The sequence below is a fragment of the Streptomyces sp. 2-1 genome, assembly GCF_048564895.1.
Classification (GTDB): domain Bacteria; phylum Actinomycetota; class Actinomycetes; order Streptomycetales; family Streptomycetaceae; genus Streptomyces; species Streptomyces phaeochromogenes.
The window spans coordinates 3,892,703-3,915,207 of record NZ_CP183383.1 but is presented as its reverse complement, the minus strand read 5'-3'; the positions used below and the strand labels follow the sequence as shown (position 1 = coordinate 3,915,207).

The following is a 22,505-nucleotide window of genomic DNA, read 5'->3' as shown; positions in this document are numbered from 1 at the left end:
AGCCAGGGGCGCAGCCCCGCTTTTCAGGGGCGCGGGGAACTGCGCGGCCAGCACCGACCCACCCGCACCCTCAGACAACCCCCGCCGACTCCTTGATCTCCGGCGACTCCAGTCGCAAAGCCGTGCGCTCGGCCGTTCGCCGGGCCCAGGGCCCACTGGTGAGGGCGCCAAGTACCAGCACCGCCAGCCCGCACGCGGCGATGATCCACCAGGCGGGGCGGGCCGCCGAGACGAAGGTGTCCCGGTAGGAGGAGGAACCGACGCCGGAGGCGAGGACCGCGCCGATCACGGCGACGCCCAGTGTCTGGCCGATCTGACGGCTCGTGGAGGCGACGGCCGCGGCCACCCCGGCCTGGGCGCGGGGCATGCCGGAGACGGCGGTGTTGGTGATCGGGGCGTTGACGAAACCGAAGCCGAGGCCGAAGAGGAAGTAGCCGATGACGAGGGTCACGTTCGCCGTCTCGGCCTCGAAACCGGCGAAGAGAACGCCGCTCGCGGTCATCGCCGTCCCCGCGATGAGCAGCGACAGGCGGGGGCCGCGGTTGCCGACCAGCCGCCCGGACAGGGGCGCGCAGACGAAGGTCATGACCGCCATCGGCAGCATCCACAGGCCCGCGTGGAGGGCGTCCAGGCCGCGTACGTTCTGGAGGTAGAGCGTCGAGAGGAAGAGGAAGCCGCCGAGCGCCGCGAACGCGCTGATCGCCACGACCGTGGCCCCGCTGAAGGGCGCCGAGCGGAAGAAACGCAGGTCGATGAGGGGTTCGTCGCGGCGGGGCTCGTACCAGAGAAGGGTGACGAGCGCGGCGAGCGCGACACCGCCGAAGGCGAGGGTCTGGCCGATGGCGGAGGAGGGCGCCTCGATGATCGCGTACGTCAGGGAGGCGAGCAGCGCGATCACCAGGAACTGGCCGACCGGGTCCGGGCGGCGGGCCTTCGGGGCGCGGGACTCGGGTACGTACCGGAGGGTGAGCAGGAGCGCGGTCAGGCCCACCGGCAGGTTGATCCAGAAGATCGAGCGCCAGCCGACCGTGTCCACCAGGAGGCCGCCGACCAGTGGGCCCGCGGCCATGGATATGCCGACCACACCGCCCCACACCCCGATGGCGCGGGCACGCTCGCGCGGGTCCGTGAAGGTGTTGGTGATGATCGACATCGCGACCGGGTTGAGCATCGAGCCGCCGACCGCCTGGATCATGCGGAAGACGACGAGTGATTCGAGGTTGGGCGCGAGCGAGCAGAGGACCGAGCCGATCGTGAAGACGACCAGGCCCGCCATGAAGACCCGCTTGCGGCCGATGCGGTCAGCCGTCGAACCGGCGAGCATCAGCAGTGCGGCGAGTACCAGGGTGTACGCGTCGATCGTCCACTGCATCCCGGCCAGACTCGCGTCCAGGTCCTTCTGCATGGCGGGCAGGGCGACATTGAGGATGGTGACGTCGAGGCTCACGATCAGCAGGCTCATACAGCAGATCGCGAGCACCAGCATGCGTCGCCGGTGGCTGAGCTCGGGCATGCCCACCAGAATACGCCCGCTTCAGTAGTGTGCCTAACTAATGAACCGGGTCGGTGGACCGGGGCCTGTCGGCCGTGGGTACGGGCGGCTTTCGTGGCACCGGTCGGCGTACGAGACAATGGGGGAATGTCCACGCCCACATCCACGGTGAACTCCGCCCTGCGGATCGGCCCGCACACCGTCCAGCCGCCCGTCGTCCTCGCGCCCATGGCCGGGATCACGAACGCGCCGTTCCGCACGCTGTGCAGGGAGTTCAGCGGGGGCAAGGGCCTGTTCGTCAGCGAGATGATCACCACTCGGGCGCTCGTCGAGCGCAACGAGAAGACGATGCAGCTGATCCACTTCGACGCGTCGGAGACCCCGCGCTCGATCCAGTTGTACGGGGTCGACCCCGCGACCGTCGGCAAGGCCGTCCGCATGATCGCGGAGGAGGGCCTCGCCGACCACATCGACCTGAACTTCGGCTGCCCCGTGCCGAAGGTGACGCGCAAGGGCGGCGGGTCCGCGCTGCCGTACAAGCGGCACCTGCTGCGGGCGATCCTCCGCGAGGCGGTGTCCGGGGCCGGCGACCTGCCCGTCACGATGAAGATGCGCAAGGGCATCGACGACGACCACATCACCTACCTCGACGCCGGGCGTATCGCCGTCGAGGAGGGCGTGACGTCCATCGCGCTGCACGGCCGAACCGCCGCCCAGCACTACGGCGGTACCGCCGACTGGGAGGCCATCGCCCGGCTCAAGGAGCATGTGCCGGAGATTCCCGTTCTCGGGAACGGTGACATCTGGTCGGCGGACGACGCGCTGCGGATGGTCCGGGAGACGGGCTGTGACGGGGTCGTGGTCGGCCGTGGCTGCCTGGGGCGTCCGTGGCTGTTCGGCGACCTGGTGGCCGCGTTCGAGGGCCGCGGGGGTGACTACGCCCGCCCGACCCTCCGGGAGGTGGCGGGCGTCATGGTCCGCCACGCGACCCTCCTCGGGGAGTGGATCGGGGACGAGGCACGCGGAGTCATCGACTTCCGCAAGCACGTCGCCTGGTACCTGAAGGGTTTCGCCGTCGGCTCCGAGATGCGCAAGCGCCTTGCGATCACCTCGTCACTGGCCGAACTCTCCCAGGGGCTGGAGGAGTTGGACCTGGACCAGCCCTGGCCGGTCGGCGCGGACGGGCCCCGCGGGCGTACGTCCGGCAACAACAGGGTTGTCCTGCCGGACGGTTGGCTCAGGGACCCGTACGACTGCGCGGGCATCAGCGAGGACGCGGAACTGGATACGTCCGGGGGCTGAGGGTTCCTGCAGTGTTCTCTGTGGGCCGGTGAACATCGTGCGGGTGGGTCGTGGCTGAGGAGTGCGCAGTTCCCCGCGCCCCTAAAAAGCAGGGCTGCTTTTAGGGGCGCGGGGAACTGCGCGGCCAGCAACAGCGGACCCGCACCCGATGTCAGACCTCACGCACCCCCGACCGCGGTCAACAACGCCAACGGAGCCGCCGCAGACCGCGATTCCCGCACGCACGCATGCGGATACGGCACCGGCTCGACATGGGTGTCGCGGCCGTACCCGGCCAGGACCTCCGGCAGCCGGTGCCCGGCAGCCGTCGCCGCGTCCACCAGCGCGTGGGCGACCGTACGGGCCTCGTCATGGAGCCCGTACCGCGCCAACCCCAGCGTGATCAGCGCGTTGTCGTGGGGCCACACCGACCCCCGGTGGTAGGACAGCGGATGGTACGCGGGCTGGCCCGAGGCAACCGTGCGGACACCCCACCCGGAGAAGAAGTCCGGCTCCAGCAACCGCCGCCCCACCAACTCCCCGTACTCCTTGTCCAGCAGCCCGGACCAGAGCAGATGCCCCGCGTCGGAGGCGAGCGCGTCGACGTGGTTGCCGTCGCCGTCGAGGGCGAGCGCCGGGAAGGAGTGGTCCGGCATCCAGAAGTCCCGCTGGAACCGGTCACGGAGATCAGCGGCGGCCTGCTCCAGGAGGGCCGCGTACACCTCGTCGTCCCATACCGTCCGGGCCAGGTGGGCGGTCCGGCGCAGCGCGTCGTACGCGTACCCCTGCGCGCCCGCGGCCATCACCGGACCGGTCGGCCGGGAGCCGTCGCCGGAGCAGATGGCGCCGGGGGAGTCCTTCCAGTTCTGGTTGGCGAGGCCGCCCTCGTCCGCGCGGTAGACGAGATATCCGCGCGAGGTCAGCCCGCCGTGGTCCAGCATCCAGCCGATCGCCGCCCGGGCGTTGGGCTCCAGGCGGCGGGCGAGTGCCGTGTCACCCGTCTGCTCGACGTACGCGCCGAGGAGGACGAGGAAGAGCGGGGTCGCGTCGACCGAGCCGTAGTAACGCCCGTACGGAACCTGCCCGAAGTGGGCCAGCTCGCCGTGCCGCATCTCGTGCACGATCTTGCCCGGCTGGGCCACCGTGCCCACGCCGACCTCGGTGGCCTGGGCCGCGGCGAGTGCGGGCAGGGTGGCGGCGGCCAGTTGGGGGCGGTAGGGGAGGGCGAAGAGTGAGGTGAGGAGGGCGTCGCGGCCCAACAGGGTGAGGAACCAAGGGACTCCGGCCGCCGGGACGCGAAGTTCCTCTCCGTCGGGGCCCGTTGCGGGCACCTGGAGCACGGCCAGGTCGGACAGGCCCCGCGCACAGGCCGCGGCCAGCTCGGGCCAGCCCGTCGGGAAGGGCACGCCCTCCGCGAACTCCCCTTCCAGCGCGAGGAGTCGGGCGTTGGCGGCGGCCGGGGAAGGGGGCACCTCCGGGTGCGGCATACCGTGCGGGCGCGCCGCCACCCGGAGGGCCAGCTCGGCCGATTCGTGCGGCTGGAGTTCGAGGGTCCACACGAGGCGACGCGCGCCCGTGCCGGTCTCCTCCACGCCGTCCGGCGGGGGCTCGGAGGTCACGGTCGTACAGGACCGCCACTCCCCGCGCTGGTAGGTGAACTCCACGCCGTCGTCGAGGACTTGGCGGGAGCGGACCACGCCGATCTTCGTGTACGTCCGGTGGTCGGAGCGCAGTTCGAACTGGTCCGTGAAGTCGGCGTCCGCGGTGACCGCGATCCGGACCGTCGTCGGTGCCGAGCGGTTGCTGGTGACGCGCAGCGACTCGACGAACGCCCCGTCCGCCACTGCCTGTTCACGGAAGATCGTGTACGCGGGGGGCTCCTGCCGGCCGCCGCGCGGTACGAGCACACAGCGGGCCGTGTCGCCGTCCGCGACCGGCGTCAGCGCCTCGGGCACCGCCCCGTCGACGGTCAGCTGCCAGCGGCTCAGGTGCCGGGCGTCGCGCACGAACAGCCCGTGGGGCGAACTGGCGCCGCGCACTCCGTTGATGTCCCCGCTGTCGCCCACGGCCGCGAACGTCCCACCGTGCACGAGCAGATGATGCCGGTCCGTCATCGCCGGTCCCCTCCCTTGGCGCCCTTGCCGAACTCTTCCGTCGTGCTGTGCACCGCTTCGGGTGCCTCGTGCATCAGGTCCAGCGTCAGCGCCGCGGTCCAGCTGAAACCGAGCGCTCCGCAGGCCTCGCCCGTGTACGGATCCACGTACTCCGCGAACCCGGACGTGTCCGCCGTCTCCAGCAGCGCGCCCCGCAGCTTCTGCGCGCGGGCGTGCTCCCCGTGCAGCCTGAGCCCGCGCTCCACCAGCCAGTTGGTGTTGAACCAGGCCGGGCCGCGCCAGTACCGGTGCGGGTCGAAGGCGTGCCCGGTCAGGTCGTAGCTCGGGACGAGCCGGGTCGATTCGCCGAGCCCGAAGTGCGGCCCGTACAGCGTCCGTACGAGCGTGGCGGCCGTGTCTCGGGGGAGCGTCGGCAGGAGCAGCGGGACGAGGCCGGAGACGCCGCGCTCGGGGATCAGCTCGTCCGTGCGCACGTCCCGGCAGAAGAACATGCCCTCGGCCGGGTCCCACAGCCGGTCGACCAGCGCCGCGGTCAGCCGCTCCGCGCGCGCGTGCCGGGCCGTCCCCGTCGCGCCCAGCTCCTGCGCGATCCGCGCCAGGGCGTGCTCGGAGGCGATCAGCAGCGCGTTGAAGGCCGGGTCCTCCACCGCGAAGCCGTCGGTCCCGGCGGTGCCGTCCGCGTACTCCCCGTCCCGGTAGTCCGTCGCCAGCCGCACGTACCGTCCGTAGTCCAGGTCCGTCGGCCGGTCCTCCGCGGCGCCGTGGTCGAGGTCCGCGCGGCGGAAGGAGCGGGCCGGGGCGGGCGTCACACGGGAGAGCGGGACGTCCCAGCTCGGCGCGTTGTCCATGCCCTGCTCCCACGGGTGGACGACCGAGGCGAGGCCCCCGCCGCCCAGGTCCCGGCGGTGCAGCAGATAGCGGTGCCAGGCCGCCAGCCGCGGGTAGATCCGGGACAGGAAGGACCGCGCCCGGGACAGACCCGGGTCGGAGACGTGCACCAGCCAGGCCGCCAGCGCGTGCACCGGTGGCTGCACGATGCCCGACGTCTGTACGGTGCGCGGGGCGCCCGCAGCGCGCCCCGCGGTCGAGGAGCGCCAGAAGTCGGGGCTCGGGAAGTACGCGTCGAGGGGGACGGAGGGGTTGAACACGATGTGCGGAATCCGGCCGTCGCCCCACTGCGCGTCGAGCAGGGTCTCCAGCTCGACCTGTGCCCGCAGCGGCGACAGATGGCGCAGGCCGATCGCGATGAACGCGGAGTCCCAGGACCACTGGTGGGGGTACAGACCGCGCGAGGGCACCGTGGACGTGCCCGTCCAGTTGCCGTGCAGTACCTCGGCCGCCCTGAGGTGCAGCGATCCCGCCGGGCGGACCGGATCGTATACGGCCACCCTGGAAGGGGCGATCTCACCATGGCCGGAAAACGGCGGTGAGGTCGCGGTGCGTACGGGATCCACGATCCCGGTGCGACGGGCGGTGAGCTGGGTTGTGCGGTCCACTCAGGTCTCCCCGAAGACATGCGGCCGACCAGTTCGGCAGTAGCTACCGTAGGGTTACGTCTATTTAACACGCAAAACTCAATATGTAATGCAGAGTTGGTGAGCGCAAGGGGTCCGTATGACCGGAACCACAGGGAGTAGCGGAATGGCCACACGCGCCGGGAGGACCGGGAGTCAGGCGAGCTCCGGCGACCTGCTGGAGTTGGTGCGCAGCGGGCGCGCGACCACGCGCGGGGCCTTGCAGCAGGTCACCGGGCTGTCGCGGGCCACGGTCGGGCAGCGGCTGGAGCGGCTGTTCCGGGCCGGCTGGCTGCGCGAGGGCGCCGCGGGCCCGGTGGACTCGCCGCTCGGCGGCCGCCCCTCGGTCAGCCTGGAGTTCGACGACTCGCACGCCGTCGTCCTCACCGCCGACCTCGACACCCGGCACGCCCGCGCCGCCGTACTGTCCCTGACCGGCGAGCTGCTGGCCGAGCACACGGGGTCGCTGCTGATCGAGGAGGGCCCGGACGCGGTCCTCGGCGAGCTGGGCCGCTGGTTCGCGGAGCTCCTGGAGAAGGCCGGGCACCGGGCGCACGAGGTGTGCGGCATCGGGCTCGCCGTGCCGGGGCCCGTGGACAGCGAGACCGGCCGGGTCGTCCAGCCGCCGATCATGCCCGGCTGGGACGGCTACGACATACGGGGCCGCCTCACCCGCGCCTTCACCGAGCACACGGGCGCCGGCGCCGTCCCGGTCCTCGTCGACAACGACGCCAACCTCATGGCGTACGGGGAACAGCGCACCGGCCACCCCGACTGCTCGGCGTTCGTGCTCGTGAAGGTCTCCACCGGTATCGGCGCCGGTGTGGTCGTCGGCGGTGCGATCTACCGGGGCATCGACGGCGGCGCAGGGGACATCGGGCACATCCGGGTCCCCGAGGGCGCCGACGCGCTGTGCAGGTGCGGCTCGTTCGGGTGCCTCGCCGCCGTCGCGAGCGGTGGCGCCGTCGCGCGCAGGCTGGCGGAGACGGGCGTTCCGGCCGCATCGGGCTCAGATGTGCGCGATCTGCTGGCCTCCGGGCACCCCGGCGCGGCCGCGCTCGCGAGGGAGGCCGGGCGGCACGTCGGTGACGTACTGGCGACCGTGGTCACGCTCCTCAACCCCGGCGTCCTGATGATCGCCGGAGACCTGGCCGGGACGGCGTTCCTGACCGGCGTCCGCGAGCTCCTCTACCAGCGTGCCCTGCCCCGCTCCACCGCCCACCTGGACGTCGTCACCTCGCGGCTCGGCGAGCGGGCGGGCCTGGTCGGGGCCGGTGCGATGGTCGTGGAGCATCTGTACGCGCCCGAACGGGTCGAGGAGCGGCTGCTCGCCATGGGCGTGTGACGGTGACTCGCTGGTCACCCGCCGGTCACTCGCCATGAGCGTGTGACAGTCACGTTTCCGTCTCCGTACCGGTCCGCATGGTGAAATCAGGGCGCCGAAAACTGCGTGATTCTCGCCACGCCTGATCGGGGTTTCGCTCAGATGAGCGGATCTTGGGCGGCTGCACTTCTCAAAGGGTGGCACTCAGTGCCACCCTTTGATCATTTACGACGTGAACTCAGGCGTGCTGAGTGCCGCTCATGTGAGCGCAATTCTGGGGCTGTGGGTGTCGGCGCGTTCAAGAAGTGAACGCTGTCGGGTCGCCCGGCTTACCTCTCCTTGACTTTCGATCTGCTGGCGGACGAGTGGTTACGACCGTATGACGCGCAAGTGGACGTACCCAGGCGCCTTCGATCTGGGTATGTTCCCCGTCGTCAGGGCAGCCACCGCGTCCTCGAGGAGTCGAGACCCGTGTCGGAAAACAAAGATCCCCACGTAGCTGAGAGCGGCGACAGCGGCGTCGCGAGCGTGAAGTTCGTTTACGACTTCACCGAGGGCAACAAGGACCTCAAAGACCTCCTTGGTGGCAAGGGTGCCAACCTCGCCGAGATGACCAACCTCGGCCTCCCCGTCCCTCCCGGCTTCACCATCACCACCGAGGCCTGCAAGACCTACCTCGACAGTGGCGACGAGCCGGCGGCACTGCGTGACGAGGTGAGTGCACACCTCGACGCCCTCGAAGCGAAGATGGGCAAGAAGCTCGGCCAGGCCGACGACCCGCTCCTCGTCTCGGTCCGTTCCGGGGCGAAGTTCTCGATGCCGGGCATGATGGACACCGTCCTGAACATCGGCCTCTCCGACAAGTCGGTGCAGGGCCTCGCCAAGCAGGCCGGTGACGACCGCTTCGCGTGGGACTCGTACCGCCGGCTGATCCAGATGTTCGGCAAGACGGTCCTCGGCGTCGAGGGCGAGCTCTTCGAGGACGCGCTGGAGGCGGCCAAGGACGCCAAGAAGGTCACCGTCGACACGGACCTCGAAGCGGCCGACCTCAAGAAGCTCGTCACCAAGTTCAAGAAGATCGTCAAGACCGAGGCCGGCCGGGACTTCCCGCAGGACCCGCGCGAGCAGATGGACCTCGCCATCCACGCGGTCTTCGACTCCTGGAACACCGACCGCGCCAAGCTCTACCGCCGCCAGGAGCGCATCCCGGGCGACCTCGGCACGGCCGTCAACGTCTGTTCCATGGTCTTCGGCAACCTCGGCCCGGACTCCGGCACGGGCGTCGCGTTCACCCGCGACCCGGCCAGCGGCCACCAGGGCGTGTACGGCGACTACCTGCAGAACGCGCAGGGCGAGGACGTGGTCGCGGGCATCCGCAACACCGTCCCGCTCGCCGAGCTCGAGCAGATCGACAAGAAGTCGTACGACCAGCTCATGCAGATCATGGCGACCCTGGAGAACCACTACAAGGACCTCTGCGACATCGAGTTCACCATCGAGCGCGGGCAGCTGTGGATGCTCCAGACGCGGGTGGGCAAGAGGACGGCGGGCGCGGCCTTCCGTATCGCCACGCAGCTCGTGGACCAGGGGCTCATCGACGAGGCGGAGGCGCTCCAGCGCGTCAACGGCGCCCAGTTGGCCCAGCTGATGTTCCCGCGCTTCGACGACGAGGCGAAGGTGGCGCAGGTCGGCCGGGGCATCGCCGCCTCGCCGGGCGCGGCGGTCGGCAAGGCGGTCTTCGACTCGTACACGGCCGTGAAGTGGTCGCGTTCGGGCGAGAAGGTCATCCTGGTCCGCCGGGAGACCAACCCCGACGACCTGGACGGCATGATCGCGGCCGAGGGCATCCTCACCTCCCGCGGCGGCAAGACCTCCCACGCGGCCGTGGTCGCGCGCGGCATGGGCAAGACCTGTGTGTGCGGCGCGGAGGAGCTGGAGGTCGACACCAAGCGGCGCCGGATGACGGTGCCGGGCGGGCACGTGGTCGAAGAGGGCGACGTGATCTCGATCGACGGTTCGAGCGGCAAGGTGTACCTGGGCGAGGTGCCCGTGGTGCCCTCCCCGGTGGTGGAGTACTTCGAGGGCCGGATGCACGCGGGTGCCAACGACGCCGACGAACTGGTCGAGGCCGTGCACCGGATCATGGCGTTCGCCGACCGCAAGCGGCGCCTGCGGGTGCGCGCCAACGCGGACAACGCCGAGGACGCGCTGCGCGCCCGCCGCTTCGGCGCCCAGGGCATCGGTCTGTGCCGTACGGAGCACATGTTCCTCGGCGACCGTCGTGAGCTGGTCGAGCGCCTGATCCTCGCGGACACGGAGGCCGAGCGCGAGGAGTCGCTGAAGGCGCTCCTGCCGCTCCAGAAGCAGGACTTCGTGGAGCTGTTCTCGGCGATGGACGGCCTTCCGGTCACCGTCCGCCTCCTGGACCCGCCGCTGCACGAGTTCCTGCCGGACATCACCGAGCTGTCGGTCCGCGTCGCGCTCGCCGAGTCCCGCAAGGACTCCAACGAGAACGACCTGCGGCTCCTCCAGGCGGTGCACCGCCTGCACGAGCAGAACCCGATGCTGGGCCTGCGCGGCGTACGCCTGGGTCTGGTGATCCCCGGTCTCTTCACCATGCAGGTACGGGCCATCGCCGAGGCCGTCGCCGAGCGCAAGGCCGCCAAGGCCGACCCGCGCGCGGAGATCATGATCCCGCTGGTGGGTACGGTCCAGGAGCTGGAGATCGTGCGCGAGGAGGCCGACCAGGTCATCGCGGAGGTCCAGGCCGCGACCGGTACGGACCTGAAGCTGTCCATCGGCACGATGATCGAGCTGCCGCGAGCCGCCCTGACCGCCGGTCAGATCGCGGAGGCGGCGGAGTTCTTCTCCTTCGGCACGAACGACCTGACCCAGACGGTGTGGGGCTTCAGCCGGGACGACGTCGAGGCGTCGTTCTTCACCGCCTACCTGGAGAAGGGCATCTTCGGCGTCAGCCCCTTCGAGACGATCGACCGCGACGGCGTGGGCTCCCTGGTCAAGTCCGCGGTCAAGGCCGGCCGCGAGACCCGCCCCGACCTCAAACTCGGCGTCTGCGGCGAACACGGGGGCGACCCGGAGTCCGTCCACTTCTTCCACGAGGTGGGCCTCGACTACGTCTCCTGCTCCCCGTTCCGGATTCCGGTGGCGCGGTTGGAGGCGGGGCGGGCGGCTTCGTCCTCGCAGGGAAGTGATCACCGGTAGGCGGGGCCGAAGAACCCCGGCCCACTTGTAGGCCGGGCCCGCAGGACCCCGGGGTCGTAGTCCGCCATCCCACCCTCACCGACGGATTACGGCTCCGGTGCACGAAAGACGAAGGGGCGGCACCTTGTGCGGAGGTGCCGTCTCTTCGTGCATGCGCCCCTCGCGTCCAACTCGACGCGGATTCAAGGGACTTGAGCATGGTTCCATCGTCGGTAACTGGGGGTTCTCCCCCCATGTGCCCCCACCGCTCCGCTCCTAGGGTCGATCACGGCAAGACCAGCCCGTGTTCATCTGGGGGAAGAGGAGGGGCATTGAAGACCTCAATGCGCAGAGCGGTACAAGCCGGTGTGACGACCTTGGTTCTGGGTGCGGCGACGGTGCTGTCGGCCGGACAGGCGCATGCGGCGACCGGTGTGAGCGTGAGCACTGTTCGCATCTTCGTCACCGCCGTGGCGGGTAAGGCGAACGATCTTTCCATCACCCGGTCCCTCGATACCGTCACCATCAGCGACGCGGGCGACACCGTCACCGCGGGATCCGGCTGCACCCAGGTCGACATCGACACGGTCCGCTGCCCGTACGGCGGCCGCACCCTCACCCTCGAAAGCGGGGACCTCGGTGACATCGTCACCGTGACAGGCGGTGTGCCCGCCATCATCAACGGCGGCCTGGGCAACGACATCATCTCGATCGACTCCGCCGCCACAGCGGGGACCACCCTGAACGGTCAGGGCGGGCACGACACCATCTTCGGCGGTGGAGGGGTCGACACGATCATCGGTGGCACCGGGGACGACGTCATGTTCGGCAGGAACGGCAACGACCGCCTGGACGCCCTCGACTCCACGCAGGCCAACGACCGCTCCTTCGGGGACGCCGGCACCGACACCTGCACGGGGGACCTCAACGACCTGAAGGACAGCTGCGAGAGCTGAGCCCTTCGCCCCTCGGGCATGGTCGCGGCGGGGACCCTGTGGAGGGTCCCCGCCGCGTCGTCTGCGTCCGCCGACGTGTCCGCCGACGTGCCGGCCGACGTATCAGCGGGCGTCGCGGCGCTTGCGTGCCGCGAGCAGCATGCCGCCTCCCGCGAGGAGGACCACCGCACCGCCACCCGCGACGTATGCCGTGGCCCCGCTGCCGCCCGTCTCCGCCAGGTCGGTGTTCTTCCCCCCGTTGTCGGAGGCGGTGTCCTCGGTGCCCTCGTCGCCCGTGCCCTGGTCCTCCGCGGGGACGAAGTCCGACGGGGGCTGGTCGCAGCCGATGCCGTCCTGGTCGCGGTCCAGGTCGTCGGCGTAGTGCTCTGTGTCGCTCCTGGGGATGTCGGAGAACCCGTTTTCGTACGCCTCGGTGCAGTTCTTGAACGGGTGGTTGCCGTCGTGGGCCTGGGCGGTGGTGGCCGACAGGGCGGTGAGCGCCAGCGCGGCGACGGCAACGGCGGCGGGCTTGCGGAGCAACTTCACGAGAGCACCTCAGATTTGGGTCGTTATCCGTACGCATGATCACGGAGGACGATCAGTCGGATTTGAGGTGACGAAAGTATTAGGGGGCTGATGGTGCGGTGGCGGAATGACGGACCCGTGATGCGAACGTGACGTGACCGGACGGTAGCTCTCCGCTCATGGGTCCGTCATCTGTAAACCTGGAGGCGGGCGCTATGCGTGGAACGGCCCCTTGGCTTGTCGGATGCCCAGACCCTCACCGGCGCGGCAGCGCTTCGGGTGCACCAGGAGAGGGCGGCTCCCCGTGCAGGGGAGCCGCCCTCGCTCGTTCGACGGTCTGCCGGTCAGGCGGAGCGGCGGACGGTTATGCCGGTGTTGTTGACCACGATGGCGTCGGCCCGGCCGTCGCCGGTCACGTCGGCGAACGCGCCGCCGGGGGCGTGTTCGCCGTAGTACGGGTCGCTGGTCCAGGTTTCGTTGGCGGTGAAGGCGGTTCCGTTGGAGCGGCGGACGGTGACGCCTTCGGAGTTGACGACGATGGCGTCGGCCAGGTCGTCTCCGGTGACGTCCGTGAACGCGCCGAAGGGGGCCCGGTCTCCGCCGTACGGATTGCTGGTCCAGGTTTCGTTGGCGGTGAAGGTGGATCCGTTGGAGCGGCGGACGGTGATGCCTTCGGAGTTGACCACGACGGCGTCGGCCAGATCGTCACCTGTGACGTCCGCGAACACCTCGTAAGGGGGCTGGCTTCCGTAGTACGGGCCGCTGGTCCAGGCTTCGTTGCCGGAGAAGAGGGACCCGGTGGAGCGGCGGATGGTGATGCCGGTGTTGTTGACGGCGATGGCGTCGGCCCGCCCGTCGCCGGTCACGTCCGCGAAGTACGTGCCGTAGTTCCCGAAGTACGGGTTGGCGGTCCAGGTTTCGTTCGCCGCGAAGGCGGCTCCGGTGGAGCGGCGGACAGTGATGCCGGTGTCGTTGATCGCGATGGCGTCGGCTCGTCCGTCACCGGTGACGTCAGCCAACTGTGTGCTGTTGCTCCCGTAGTACGGGCCACTGGTCCAGGCTTCGTTGCCGGAGAAGAGGGACCCGGTGGAGCGGCGGACGGTGATGCCGGTGTCGTTGATGGCGACGGCGTCGGCCAGACCGTCACCGGTGACGTCCGTGAACTGGGTGTCGTAGTTGCCGAAATACGGGTTGCTCGTCCACGTCTCGTTCGTCGAGAACGCAGCCTCCGAGGGCGTGGCGAGTGCCACCACCGCCACTAAGGCGCAGGCAGGGGCCAGAACCTTAACGATGTGTCTCATACGGGTGTCCTGTCGGATGAGTTGAGCAGGAACGGAAGCAACCGGTCTTCTGCACGGCAGGCCGGACCAACTCGATCATGTGCATCCGGCCTGTCGAGAAGTAGAGGTCGGTCGTGAGCGCAGGAGCTTGGCAGTCTATGAATCGGTTCATGAGCGGCACAGGGTGATGCCCGGCCAATCACGGATCAGGACCGGAACGGACCCCTCACCTCGTACGTGATGCCGCCCGACGAACTGCCGCTGGTGCCGCGCTGGCTGGAGAAGTAGAGGCGGGTTCCGTCGGGGGAGAAGGCGGGGCCGGTGATCTCCGAGCCGGACTGGCCGTCGATGCGTAGGAACGGGGCGATCACGTCGTTCGGTGTGATGACGCAGATCTCCATGTTGCCGCCGTCCTCCGCGACGAACAGGTCGCCCGAGGCGGTGCCGGTGATGTTGTCGACGCCGGTCAGCGGGGCCGTGCCGGAGGTCACGAGCGAGTCGTCGTACGCCAACTCGTATGTGTTGGTGGCGAGGTTGAGCTGCCAGACGCGGTTGTCGCCCTTGGTGGTGAACCAGACCGTGTCGTCGGCGTAGTGGCAGCCCTCGCCGCCGTTGAACTTCTTCGAGCCGGAGACCTGGGTACGGGTCGTGGTGGGGGAGCCGTCCGGGTCGGGCACGTTCGCCCAGGTGAAGGAGCCGGAGGTGGCCGTCCCGGCGACGAGGACCTGGAGCGTGCCGGCCGACAGGTTGCCCCAGGTGGTGGGGACGAAGCGGTAGAGGCAGCCGTTCGTCTCGTCCTCCGTCAGGTAGACCACCTTGCGCACCGGGTCGGCCGCCGCCGCCTCGTGCTTGAAGCGGCCCATCGCGTCCCGGCGCACGGCCGCGTTCACGCCCCACGGGTCCGTCTCGTACACGTACCCGAGGGACACCTCCTCGCAGGACAGCCAGGTGTTCCACGGGGTCTTGCCGCCCGCGCAGTTCTGCCGGGTGCCGGACAGCACGCGGTACGCGCCCGTGATCGCGCCCGCCGACGAGAACTTCACCGCGCTCGCGCCGCCGGAGGGGTTGATCTCCGAGTTGGAGACGTAGATCCAGCCGGTGCCGTCGGCGTAACAGGCCCCGCCGTCAGGGGCGTTGTGCCAGGTGTAGGACGTGCCGGTGACCGTCTGGCCGGACCTGGCTATCACCCGGCTGGTGAAGCCGCTCGGCAGCCTGACGCCGTTCGCGTCCGCCGCGCCGAGTGCCCCGTACGGGCCGGCGCCGGGCTGGGCGGGTGCGGCGTACGCGGCGCCGCGCCACAGGGTTCCGCCGAAGACGGCGGACGAACCGCCGAGGACGGCCGCGCGCAGGAGGGTACGACGTTCCACTGTCGCTCCAAGGGGGTGCTGTGACCGCCCCGTTCGCCGGTCGGCGACGGGGTCGCGCACCGCCGGAGCCTAGGAGTGCGGGGTGGACGCGCCATGGCCAGGCGGTGACGTGTACGCGTCACCGCCTGGTGTGCCCCGTATGCCTGTGCGTCATGCCTTGCGCCGACCGCGTGTATCCCCGCGTCACGCCTTCAGCGCGTCGTACGTGACGCCCGTCAGCCGCTCCGACTCCTCCCAAAGCCGTTGGCCCGCACGGTCGTTGAGGGTCCACCCGGCACGCCGCGACTTCGCCGGGGAGCCGCGGAAGCCGAGGATCGAGGGGCCCGTGAAGGAGTCCGGGCGTACGCCGGGTGCCGTCGCCGCGTACAGCGTGGGGAGGGCACCCGCCTCCGCGGACTGGGCGACGAAGCGGCTGCCGATCTCCATGAACCGTTCGGAGGTCTTGCGGCCCTGCATCCTCGGGGCCACGGTCATGAGGTTGGTGGCGGCGTACCCGGGGTGCGCGGCAGCCGCCACGACATCGGAGCCGGTGGCGGCGAGCCGGCGCGCCAGCTCGTGCACGAACAGCAGGTTGGCCGTCTTCGAGCGTCCGTACGCGGTCCAACGCCCGTACTTCCGCTCGCTGTTGAGGTCGTTGATGTCGATGTTGGCCAGCGCGTGCACGAAGCTGGACACGCTCACCACGCGAGCGCCCGTCGTGGTGAGCAGAGTCGGCATGAGCAGGCCGGTGAGCGCGAAGTGCCCGAGGTGGTTGACCCCGAACTGCGTCTCGAACCCGTCCGCCGTACGGCCCTGCGGCAACGCCATCACGCCCGCGTTGTTGACCAGCAGGTCCAGACGCCCGTACTTCCGCCCGTACGCCGCCGCGAACTCCCGTACGGAGTCCAGGTCCTCGAGGTCGAGCGGCGCGAACTCGGCCTCCGCGTCCGGCACTTCGATGGCCAGCCGGTCGGCGGCCTCGGTGCCACGGCTCTCACTGCGGCACGCGAGGACGACCTGGGCGCCCCGCCGGGCCAGTTCGCGGGCGGTGACGTACCCGATCCCGCTGTTCGCCCCGGTGACGACTACGGTACGGCCGCTCTGGTCGGGGATGTCGTGCGCGTTCCAGCCGCTCATGGTCCTGGTTCCCTCCGCGTACGGGTGGCTTCACAGCGTAGGCGCGGCTTAGGGGGACGCGCCCCCCTAAGGGGCGCGGGGAACTGCGCGACCAGCCACGACCGACCCGCACGTACGACCGACCCGCACATACGAAACGACCCGGGCGGAGCTCACCGAGAGGCGTACTCCTCAGGCATGGGCCGCGTGTCGAGATAGAACCACTCCGCCGTGGGCCCGGGCCCCTGCGTCGGCCCCGCGGCCGCGGGCGCGTACGGCCGCCGGGGCAGCCCGGTCCCGGCCGGCCGATCCCACTCATCAGCCAAGTCCGCCACAGGCGCAGGCGCAGCCTCGCCAACCGGCTTCGCCGGACCCGGCATCAGCAACTCCACCCGCAGCCCGAACCCCCGCTGCTGGGCGACGAACTCCTCGACCTGGTTGCGGCACGCATGATCCAGGTGGGTCACACCCGTCAGGTCGAGCCGGATGCGCGGCTTGCCCGCCTCCGCGGCGGCCTCCAGCGCCTCGATGAGCTGCGGCAGCCGCAGGAACGTGGCGTTGCCCGCCATGACGACCTTGGCGGTGTCCTCCTCCAGGTGCTGCTTGATGACGGTCTGCGACATGCGCAGGGCCGCGAGGACGATACCGGCGGCCAGGCCGAAGAGGACGCCTTCGAGGAGCGCGGTCGCCACGATGACCAGAGTCGTGAGGGTCATGACCGCGAACTCGCCCCGGTCCTGGCGCCACATCTTCGGGAACTCCTCGGGGGCGAAGAGCTTCCAGCCGCTGTGTACGAGGACACCCGCGAGGACGGCGATCGGGATCAGGGCGAGGACCTGGGGCAGGAGCAGCGCGAAGGCCAGCAGCCACAGACCGTGCAGGGTGCGGGACAGGCGGGTCTTGGCGCCCGCCTGTACGTTCGCGGAACTGCGGGCCACGACCGCCGTGATGGGCAGCGCGCCCAGGAGGCCCGCCACGGTGTTTCCGGCGCCCTGGGCGATGAGTTCGGGGTTGTAGCGGGTGCGCGGGCCGCTGTGCATACGGTCCACCGCCGCGGCCGTGAAGAGGCTCTCCGCCGAGGCGATCACCGTGAAGGTGAGGATCGCGGTGATGATCCCGATGTCGGCGAGCCCCGCGAACTCCGTCGGACCGGGGACGTCCACGGACGCGAGCAGATTGCCCACCTGGAGCGTCTTCACGTCCACGCCCGGCAGCGAGGCGACCCCGATACCGATCCCGACGGCCACGAGCGCGGCCGGGATCTTCTTGACCGGGCCCGGCATCTTCTTCCACAGGAAGCTGAGCACGATGGTGACGACGCCGAGTCCCGCAGCGATCAGCGCCTGGGGGTTGGCGAAGGTGTCGGCGATCAGACCGGGCAGGCCCGCCATGTTCTCGATCGGGGTGCCCGGGGCCTTGGAGTCCGACATCGGGTACAACTGGCTGAACATCAGCGGCAGTCCGATGCCCGCGAGCATCCCCTGGACGACGGCCAGCGAGATCGCCTGGAAGATCCGGCCGAGACGGACCAGGCCCAGGACGATCTGCAGAATGCCCGAACCGAGGACGATCACACCGAGCATGGCGACGCCGTACTCGAGGACCGTCTCCGCCACGAGGGCCGCCAACCCGGCCGCCGGACCGCTGACTTGGAGCGTGCTGCCGCGCGCCGCGCCGACCACCAGGCCGCCGATGACACCGGAGATGATCCCCAGCTCGGCAGGGACACCGGACGCGACGGCCACACCGATGCACAGGGGGAGCGCGACGAGGAAGACGACGAGGGAGGCGGTGATCTCGGTGGCGAGGTCGACCTTCGGGCCCTTGCCGTTCTTGTCCGACCTGGCGGCCCTGTCCGTCTTGGCCGTCTTGTCCATCGGGGAGGTGGCCGACGGTGTGATGTCCGGGGCGTACGTGGGGGCGTGGGCGGGGGCGGCCGGGGCCGGGAAGTCCGGGACGGGTGGGGCGTCCGGGATCCTGGCGTGCGCCGGTACGCGTCCGCGTGCGTGCATCCCGCTCATGCGGCGTGCACCCGGAAGTGACCGTCCTCGTCCAGCTCGTGGACCTGGCCGGTGTCGACCTCGTAGTACCAGCCGTGCAGCCGCAGACGTCCTGCGTCGAGCCGTGGCTTGGTCACCGGGTAACTCCGCAGCGCCTCAAGCTGGTTGACGACGTTGAGCTGGGCCACCGCCGGCATCGACGGGTCCTCGCACGCCCCGTCGAGCAACGGCGCGAGCTCCGGGCGGGCCAGGTCCAGCCAGGCGTCCACCCCGGGCAGCGCGGACAGGTCGTCGCCGGACTTCAGGGCGCCCATCGCGCCGCAGTGGGAGTGGCCACACACGACGATGTCCTGAACGCCGAGCACCTCCAGTGCGTACTCGATGGTGGCTGCCTCGCCGGACGCGCCCTGCCGTCCGTGCGGTGGCACGATATTGCCTGCGTTCCGCAGCTCGAATATCTCTCCGGGCCGTGCGCCCGTGATCAGGGCGGGTATGACCCGCGAGTCCGAGCAGGTAATGAACAATGCCTCCGGATATTGGCCTTCGGCCAGCTTCCGGTATTCGCCGCTCTCGAAATCGACGCGCCTCTTGAACGAGCGGGCGCGGTCCAGCAGTGCCTTCACGGTTCCTCCCGGCAGGGGGTTCGACCAGGGCTTTCCCGTCGTGCTCTCACCGTAGGGGGGCCACTGCCAGGCGAAGGTTAAGGGAACACTAGAGCGCGGCCAGGAATGGCCCATATTTCGTCCCGGCGGGCACTGAATCAGCGTCAACGAGCCATCCATGGACGGTTTTTGAGCGGCCGGTCACATTACCTCGGGTATGGGCGACGTGGTCATGACGGCTCTTGTAGCGTGTCCCCTCCACGGCACGGAATTCGTGCTGTCCGGATTCATGGGGAGACAGGACCTATGGGCGTACGAGTGCTGCTCATCGAGGACGACGAGACGATCGCCGAGCCGCTCGCCGAGGGTCTGGGTCACTTCGGGCTGACGGTCGACCACGTCTCGACCGGGGCCGCGGGGCTGAGAGGGCCGTACGGCGATGTCGTCCTGCTCGACCTCGGGCTGCCCGACATGGACGGCATCGACGTCTGCCGGGGGATCCGGCAGTACTCCGACGTGCCCGTCATCATCCTCAGCGCGCGAGGTGAGGAGGCCGACCGCGTTCTGGGTCTGGAACTCGGTGCGGACGACTATCTGGCGAAACCTTTCAGCCTGCGGGAGCTGGTGGCCCGCATCCGGGCGGTCACCCGGCGCACCCAGCAGGGCCGGGGCCTCCAACCGGGCCTGACCGAGGGCGAGTTCATGGCCACGCCGCCGGGCGGGACGCCTGTGGTGGGCCCGTTCGGCACGGGTCCGCTCGGCGCGAGCCACCTCGGTACGGGGCCGCTCGGGTCGGGGACCCTGGGGGCGGGGGTGCGGGTGACCGGCCTGCTCGGCGACGGGCCGGCCGCCGCCGCGGAGGCGCCTGGTGCCGGGGCTCCGGACGCCGGGCCCTCGGACAGCGGATCCTCGGATGCCGGGTACTCGAATTCCCGGTACTCGGACGTCGGTTCGTCCGACTGGCGGTCCTCCCGCGCCGAGGGGGCGTACGAGTCGGGGTCCTCTGCGAGTGCCGGGTCCACCAGTGCCTGGCCCCGGGACGCGGAACCCCGGGACGAGCCCCGGGCGGCGGAACCTCGGGAGGAGAAGCCTTTCAGGGGTGAGTCGTTCGGCGGCGAACCGTTCGCTGGTGAGTCGTTCTCGGGCGAGTCGTTCTCGGCGGGGCCGGACATGCCTGGGCGAGGCAGTTGTGAGCCGGGCAACACCGGGCGAGGCAGGGCCGGTTCGGGCGAACCGGGGTCGGCCGGCGCGGGGGCGGATACGGCATCGGCCGCGCGGCCTTCGTACGACCGAACCGACGGCACAGGCACAGGCACCCGCGCGCGGTCCTCGTACGACGACCACTCCGGCGGCACCGACACGCGATCCTCGTACGGCCCGTCCGGAGCGACTCGCGCGCCGGACTCGTACGACTCGTACGAGTCAGCCGGGGATACCCGCGCATCGAACTCGTACGACTCGGCCGGGGGCACCCGCGCATCTGCCTCGTACGGCTCATCCGGAGGCACCCGGGCGCCGGACCCGTACGACCACCTGTCGTTCGACGAGTCGTCGCGTTCCTTCGACGCCGGGCCCGCCTTCGAGTTCGCACCGCCGGTCCCGGCCGGGCGGCCGAGGCGGGCGGCGTCGGCAGGGCCCGTCGAAGGGGCACTCGATGCCGAGTCGGAGTCGGAGCCGGTTGCAGAGACGCCGCCCGCCCCCGGCCCGCTCGTCGTCGACCGCCGTACCCGGCAGGTCTGGGTCGGGGACTCGCCGGTCTCGCTGACGCCGAAGGAGTTCGAACTGCTCGCGCTGCTCACCGAGGACCCCGGAGCGGTCTACTCGCGGCAGCAGATCCTGGACCGGGTGTGGGACCCGCACTACCAGGGCCCGACCAAGACGCTGGACGTCCATGTGGCCACGCTGCGAAGGAAGTTGGGGAACCCGGCGTGGATCCAGACCCTGCGCGGGGTCGGTTTCAGGCTGGCCGTGCAGAACCGGCCGCCCTCGGCGGGCGGGGCAGCGGGTGGTGCAACGGGTAGGGCCCCGGGCGGCTCGTACGGGGAGCAGCCCGGCAGACCGAACGGCTCGTACGACGCATCCGGTTCGACCGGCTCGACTGGCTCGTACAGTGCCTCCGGCTCGTACGGATCCTTCGGGTCATTCGAGTCGTTCGGGTCGAGCGGCGCGTACGACGACCTCCCGGACGGTGGATCCCATGAAGCCCGGCCGGCGGCCTTCCGGTGACGCGTCGCCTCCTGCTCAGCTATCTGAGTCTCGCCGTGCTGCTCCTGCTCTGCCTGGAGATCCCGCTGGGGTTCGTGTACTCCAGGGGCGAGCGGGAGCGCGTCACCAACATGGCGAAGGACGAGGCGGAGTCGGTCTCCGCGTACGCCTCGCTGGCCCTCTCCATGGGCGGACGCGCTGGGCAGGACCTGCCCGGCAGGGTGAGCCGCTGTGCCGAGCGCATCGACGGCAAGGTGGTGATCGTCGACCGGTCGGGCACGCTGGTCACCAGCTCGCACACGCTGACGGCGGCCGAGACCCAGGGCCTCGCCGCCCGTCCCGGGATCGCGGCGGCCCTGCGGGGAACCGCGACGCAGGACGTCCGCACCTCCACCATCGGCGGCGTCCAGTACCTGTCCGTCGCGGCGCCGATCGCGCACGGCTCGTACAAACAGGGCGCCGTGTGGATCACGCTGCCCACGCAGATGGTGCATGCGAGGGTGCACCACGTCTGGCTGCTGCTGGCCCTCGGCGGGCTCGCGGCCCTCACCGCCGTCGCGGTCATCGGCTTCGCCATCGCCCGCTGGACCGGCCGCCCCATCCGTGAACTGGAGCTGGCCACCCACGAGTTGGCCGACGGCGGCCCCTCCACACCGGTGGCGATCACCAAGGGACCGCCGGAGGTACGGAGTCTCGCGGCGACCTTCAACCGTACGGCCGCCCGCCTCGAACACCTCCTCGCCTCCCAGCGAGCCTTCGCGGGCGAGGCCTCGCACCAGCTCAAGACGCCCCTCGCCGCGCTGCGGCTGCGCCTGGAGAACCTGGAGTCCGACATCGCCCTGCACGCCCGGGGCAACCTGACCGCCGCGATCACCGAGACCGACCGGCTCGCCAGGATGGTCGAGGGGCTGCTGGCGATGGCCAGGCTCGACGAGAGCGCGGCCGTGCGCGAACAGGTGGACCTGGACCGGGTCTGCGCGGAGCGGCACCGGGCCTGGGCGCCGATGTTCGAGCAGCACGGGGTACAGCTCGTGCTGCTGGGCGACTACGGCGGGCCGGTCCTCGCCCTGCCCGGCGCGGTCGAGCAGATCCTGGACAACCTGCTGTCCAATTCCCTGCGGGTTTCGCCCCGTTACTCCACCGTCTCCATCGACCTGCGCAGGCCCGAGACCCACGAACGCCGCTTCGGTCACCGCCCTGCGGGTCCGGCCCGCGTCGAACTCCACGTCACGGACGAGGGTCCCGGCATGACCGAGGAACAGCGCCGACGCGCCTTCGACCGCTTCTGGCGTGCCCCCGACGCGCCGAAGGGCGGTACGGGTCTTGGGCTGGCCCTCGTCCAGCGCCTTGCCCATGCGAGTGGCGGGGATGTCCTGCTGCGCCCGGCTGCCTCTGCCTCCGGCGGGCTTGACGCGGTGGTTCGGCTGCCGCCTGTCGTTGGTGCCCCGGCGGTGCCGCCGAGACCGCTGGAGAGCGCGGCTCAACGGGTGTTCTGAAGGTGCGGGCCGGCGGGGGCTGGCTGCGCAGTTCCCCGCGCCCCTAAAAGATTGCGCAGTTCCCCGCGCCCCTG

The 22,505-nt window shown here is 70.4% G+C and carries 13 protein-coding genes and 2 pseudogenes; 7 read left to right on the top strand and 8 right to left on the bottom strand.

The annotated features are described in order from the left end of the window. Positions 1-70: 70 nt before the first annotated feature. On the bottom strand, positions 71-1,513 hold the full coding sequence (locus ACN20J_RS17260) for an MFS transporter (RefSeq protein WP_189837958.1): 1,443 nt from the start codon (positions 1,511-1,513) through the stop codon (positions 71-73). A gap of 126 nt (positions 1,514-1,639) precedes the next feature. Between ACN20J_RS17260 and dusB the strand changes: the two genes are divergently transcribed. After that, positions 1,640-2,794, top strand: a complete 1,155-nt coding sequence (gene dusB, locus ACN20J_RS17255) for a tRNA dihydrouridine synthase DusB (protein WP_189837959.1) — start codon at positions 1,640-1,642, stop codon at positions 2,792-2,794. Positions 2,795-2,955: 161 nt separating this feature from the next. Here the strand turns inward: dusB and ACN20J_RS17250 are convergent. Continuing rightward, a pseudogene (locus ACN20J_RS17250) lies at positions 2,956-6,275 on the bottom strand (MGH1-like glycoside hydrolase domain-containing protein); the annotation flags it as partial. Positions 6,276-6,528: 253 nt separating this feature from the next. Here ACN20J_RS17250 and ACN20J_RS17245 point away from each other — a divergent pair. The 3 genes from ACN20J_RS17245 to ACN20J_RS17235 all read left to right on the top strand — a co-directional run bounded on the left by ACN20J_RS17245 (position 6,529) and on the right by ACN20J_RS17235 (position 11,882). Continuing rightward, positions 6,529-7,746: an ROK family protein gene (locus ACN20J_RS17245; protein WP_189837961.1), complete on the top strand. Its 1,218-nt coding sequence runs from the start codon at positions 6,529-6,531 to the stop codon at positions 7,744-7,746. A 450-nt stretch (positions 7,747-8,196) separates the two neighbouring features. After that, the gene (ppdK, locus tag ACN20J_RS17240) at positions 8,197-10,947 is read left to right on the top strand and encodes a pyruvate, phosphate dikinase (protein ID WP_419666251.1); all 2,751 of its coding nucleotides are present in this window, start codon (positions 8,197-8,199) and stop codon (positions 10,945-10,947) included. A 419-nt stretch (positions 10,948-11,366) separates the two neighbouring features. Next, a complete protein-coding gene (locus tag ACN20J_RS17235; protein WP_361910429.1) occupies positions 11,367-11,882 on the top strand; it encodes a calcium-binding protein in 516 nt (171 codons plus the stop codon). A 102-nt stretch (positions 11,883-11,984) separates the two neighbouring features. On the opposite strand, the gene ACN20J_RS17230 is transcribed toward ACN20J_RS17235, so the two are convergent. From ACN20J_RS17230 to ACN20J_RS17205, 6 genes are all read right to left on the bottom strand, one after another. After that, positions 11,985-12,407 (bottom strand): LAETG motif-containing sortase-dependent surface protein, encoded by a 423-nt coding sequence (locus ACN20J_RS17230; protein WP_419666250.1) that lies wholly within the window; start codon positions 12,405-12,407, stop codon positions 11,985-11,987. A 323-nt stretch (positions 12,408-12,730) separates the two neighbouring features. After that, positions 12,731-13,687, bottom strand: a complete 957-nt coding sequence (locus ACN20J_RS17225; protein ID WP_419666249.1) for an FG-GAP repeat domain-containing protein — start codon at positions 13,685-13,687, stop codon at positions 12,731-12,733. 185 nt (positions 13,688-13,872) lie between these two features. Then, positions 13,873-15,033 (bottom strand): alkaline phosphatase PhoX, encoded by a 1,161-nt coding sequence (locus ACN20J_RS17220; RefSeq protein ID WP_419666248.1) that lies wholly within the window; start codon positions 15,031-15,033, stop codon positions 13,873-13,875. A gap of 183 nt (positions 15,034-15,216) precedes the next feature. Next, positions 15,217-16,149 (bottom strand): oxidoreductase, encoded by a 933-nt coding sequence (locus ACN20J_RS17215; RefSeq protein ID WP_419666247.1) that lies wholly within the window; start codon positions 16,147-16,149, stop codon positions 15,217-15,219. A 152-nt stretch (positions 16,150-16,301) separates the two neighbouring features. Beyond that, positions 16,302-18,149 (bottom strand): SulP family inorganic anion transporter, encoded by a 1,848-nt coding sequence (locus ACN20J_RS17210; RefSeq protein ID WP_419666246.1) that lies wholly within the window; start codon positions 18,147-18,149, stop codon positions 16,302-16,304. Then, positions 18,146-18,751 (bottom strand): carbonic anhydrase, encoded by a 606-nt coding sequence (locus tag ACN20J_RS17205; protein WP_055616742.1) that lies wholly within the window; start codon positions 18,749-18,751, stop codon positions 18,146-18,148. The genes ACN20J_RS17210 and ACN20J_RS17205 overlap by 4 nt, the downstream gene beginning before the upstream one ends. 285 nt (positions 18,752-19,036) lie before the next feature. Between ACN20J_RS17205 and ACN20J_RS17200 the strand changes: the two are divergent. From ACN20J_RS17200 to ACN20J_RS17190, 3 genes and pseudogenes are all read left to right on the top strand, one after another. After that, positions 19,037-19,465 (top strand): annotated as a pseudogene (locus ACN20J_RS17200) (response regulator transcription factor); the annotation flags it as partial. A 435-nt stretch (positions 19,466-19,900) separates the two neighbouring features. Further along, positions 19,901-20,956 carry a winged helix-turn-helix domain-containing protein gene (locus tag ACN20J_RS17195; protein WP_419668897.1) on the top strand — a complete coding sequence of 352 codons (1,056 nt, stop codon included), beginning with the start codon at positions 19,901-19,903 and terminating at the stop codon, positions 20,954-20,956. Beyond that, on the top strand, positions 20,953-22,431 hold the full coding sequence (locus ACN20J_RS17190; protein WP_419666245.1) for a sensor histidine kinase: 1,479 nt from the start codon (positions 20,953-20,955) through the stop codon (positions 22,429-22,431). Before ACN20J_RS17195 ends, ACN20J_RS17190 begins: the two co-directional genes overlap by 4 nt. Positions 22,432-22,505: the final 74 nt, after the last annotated feature.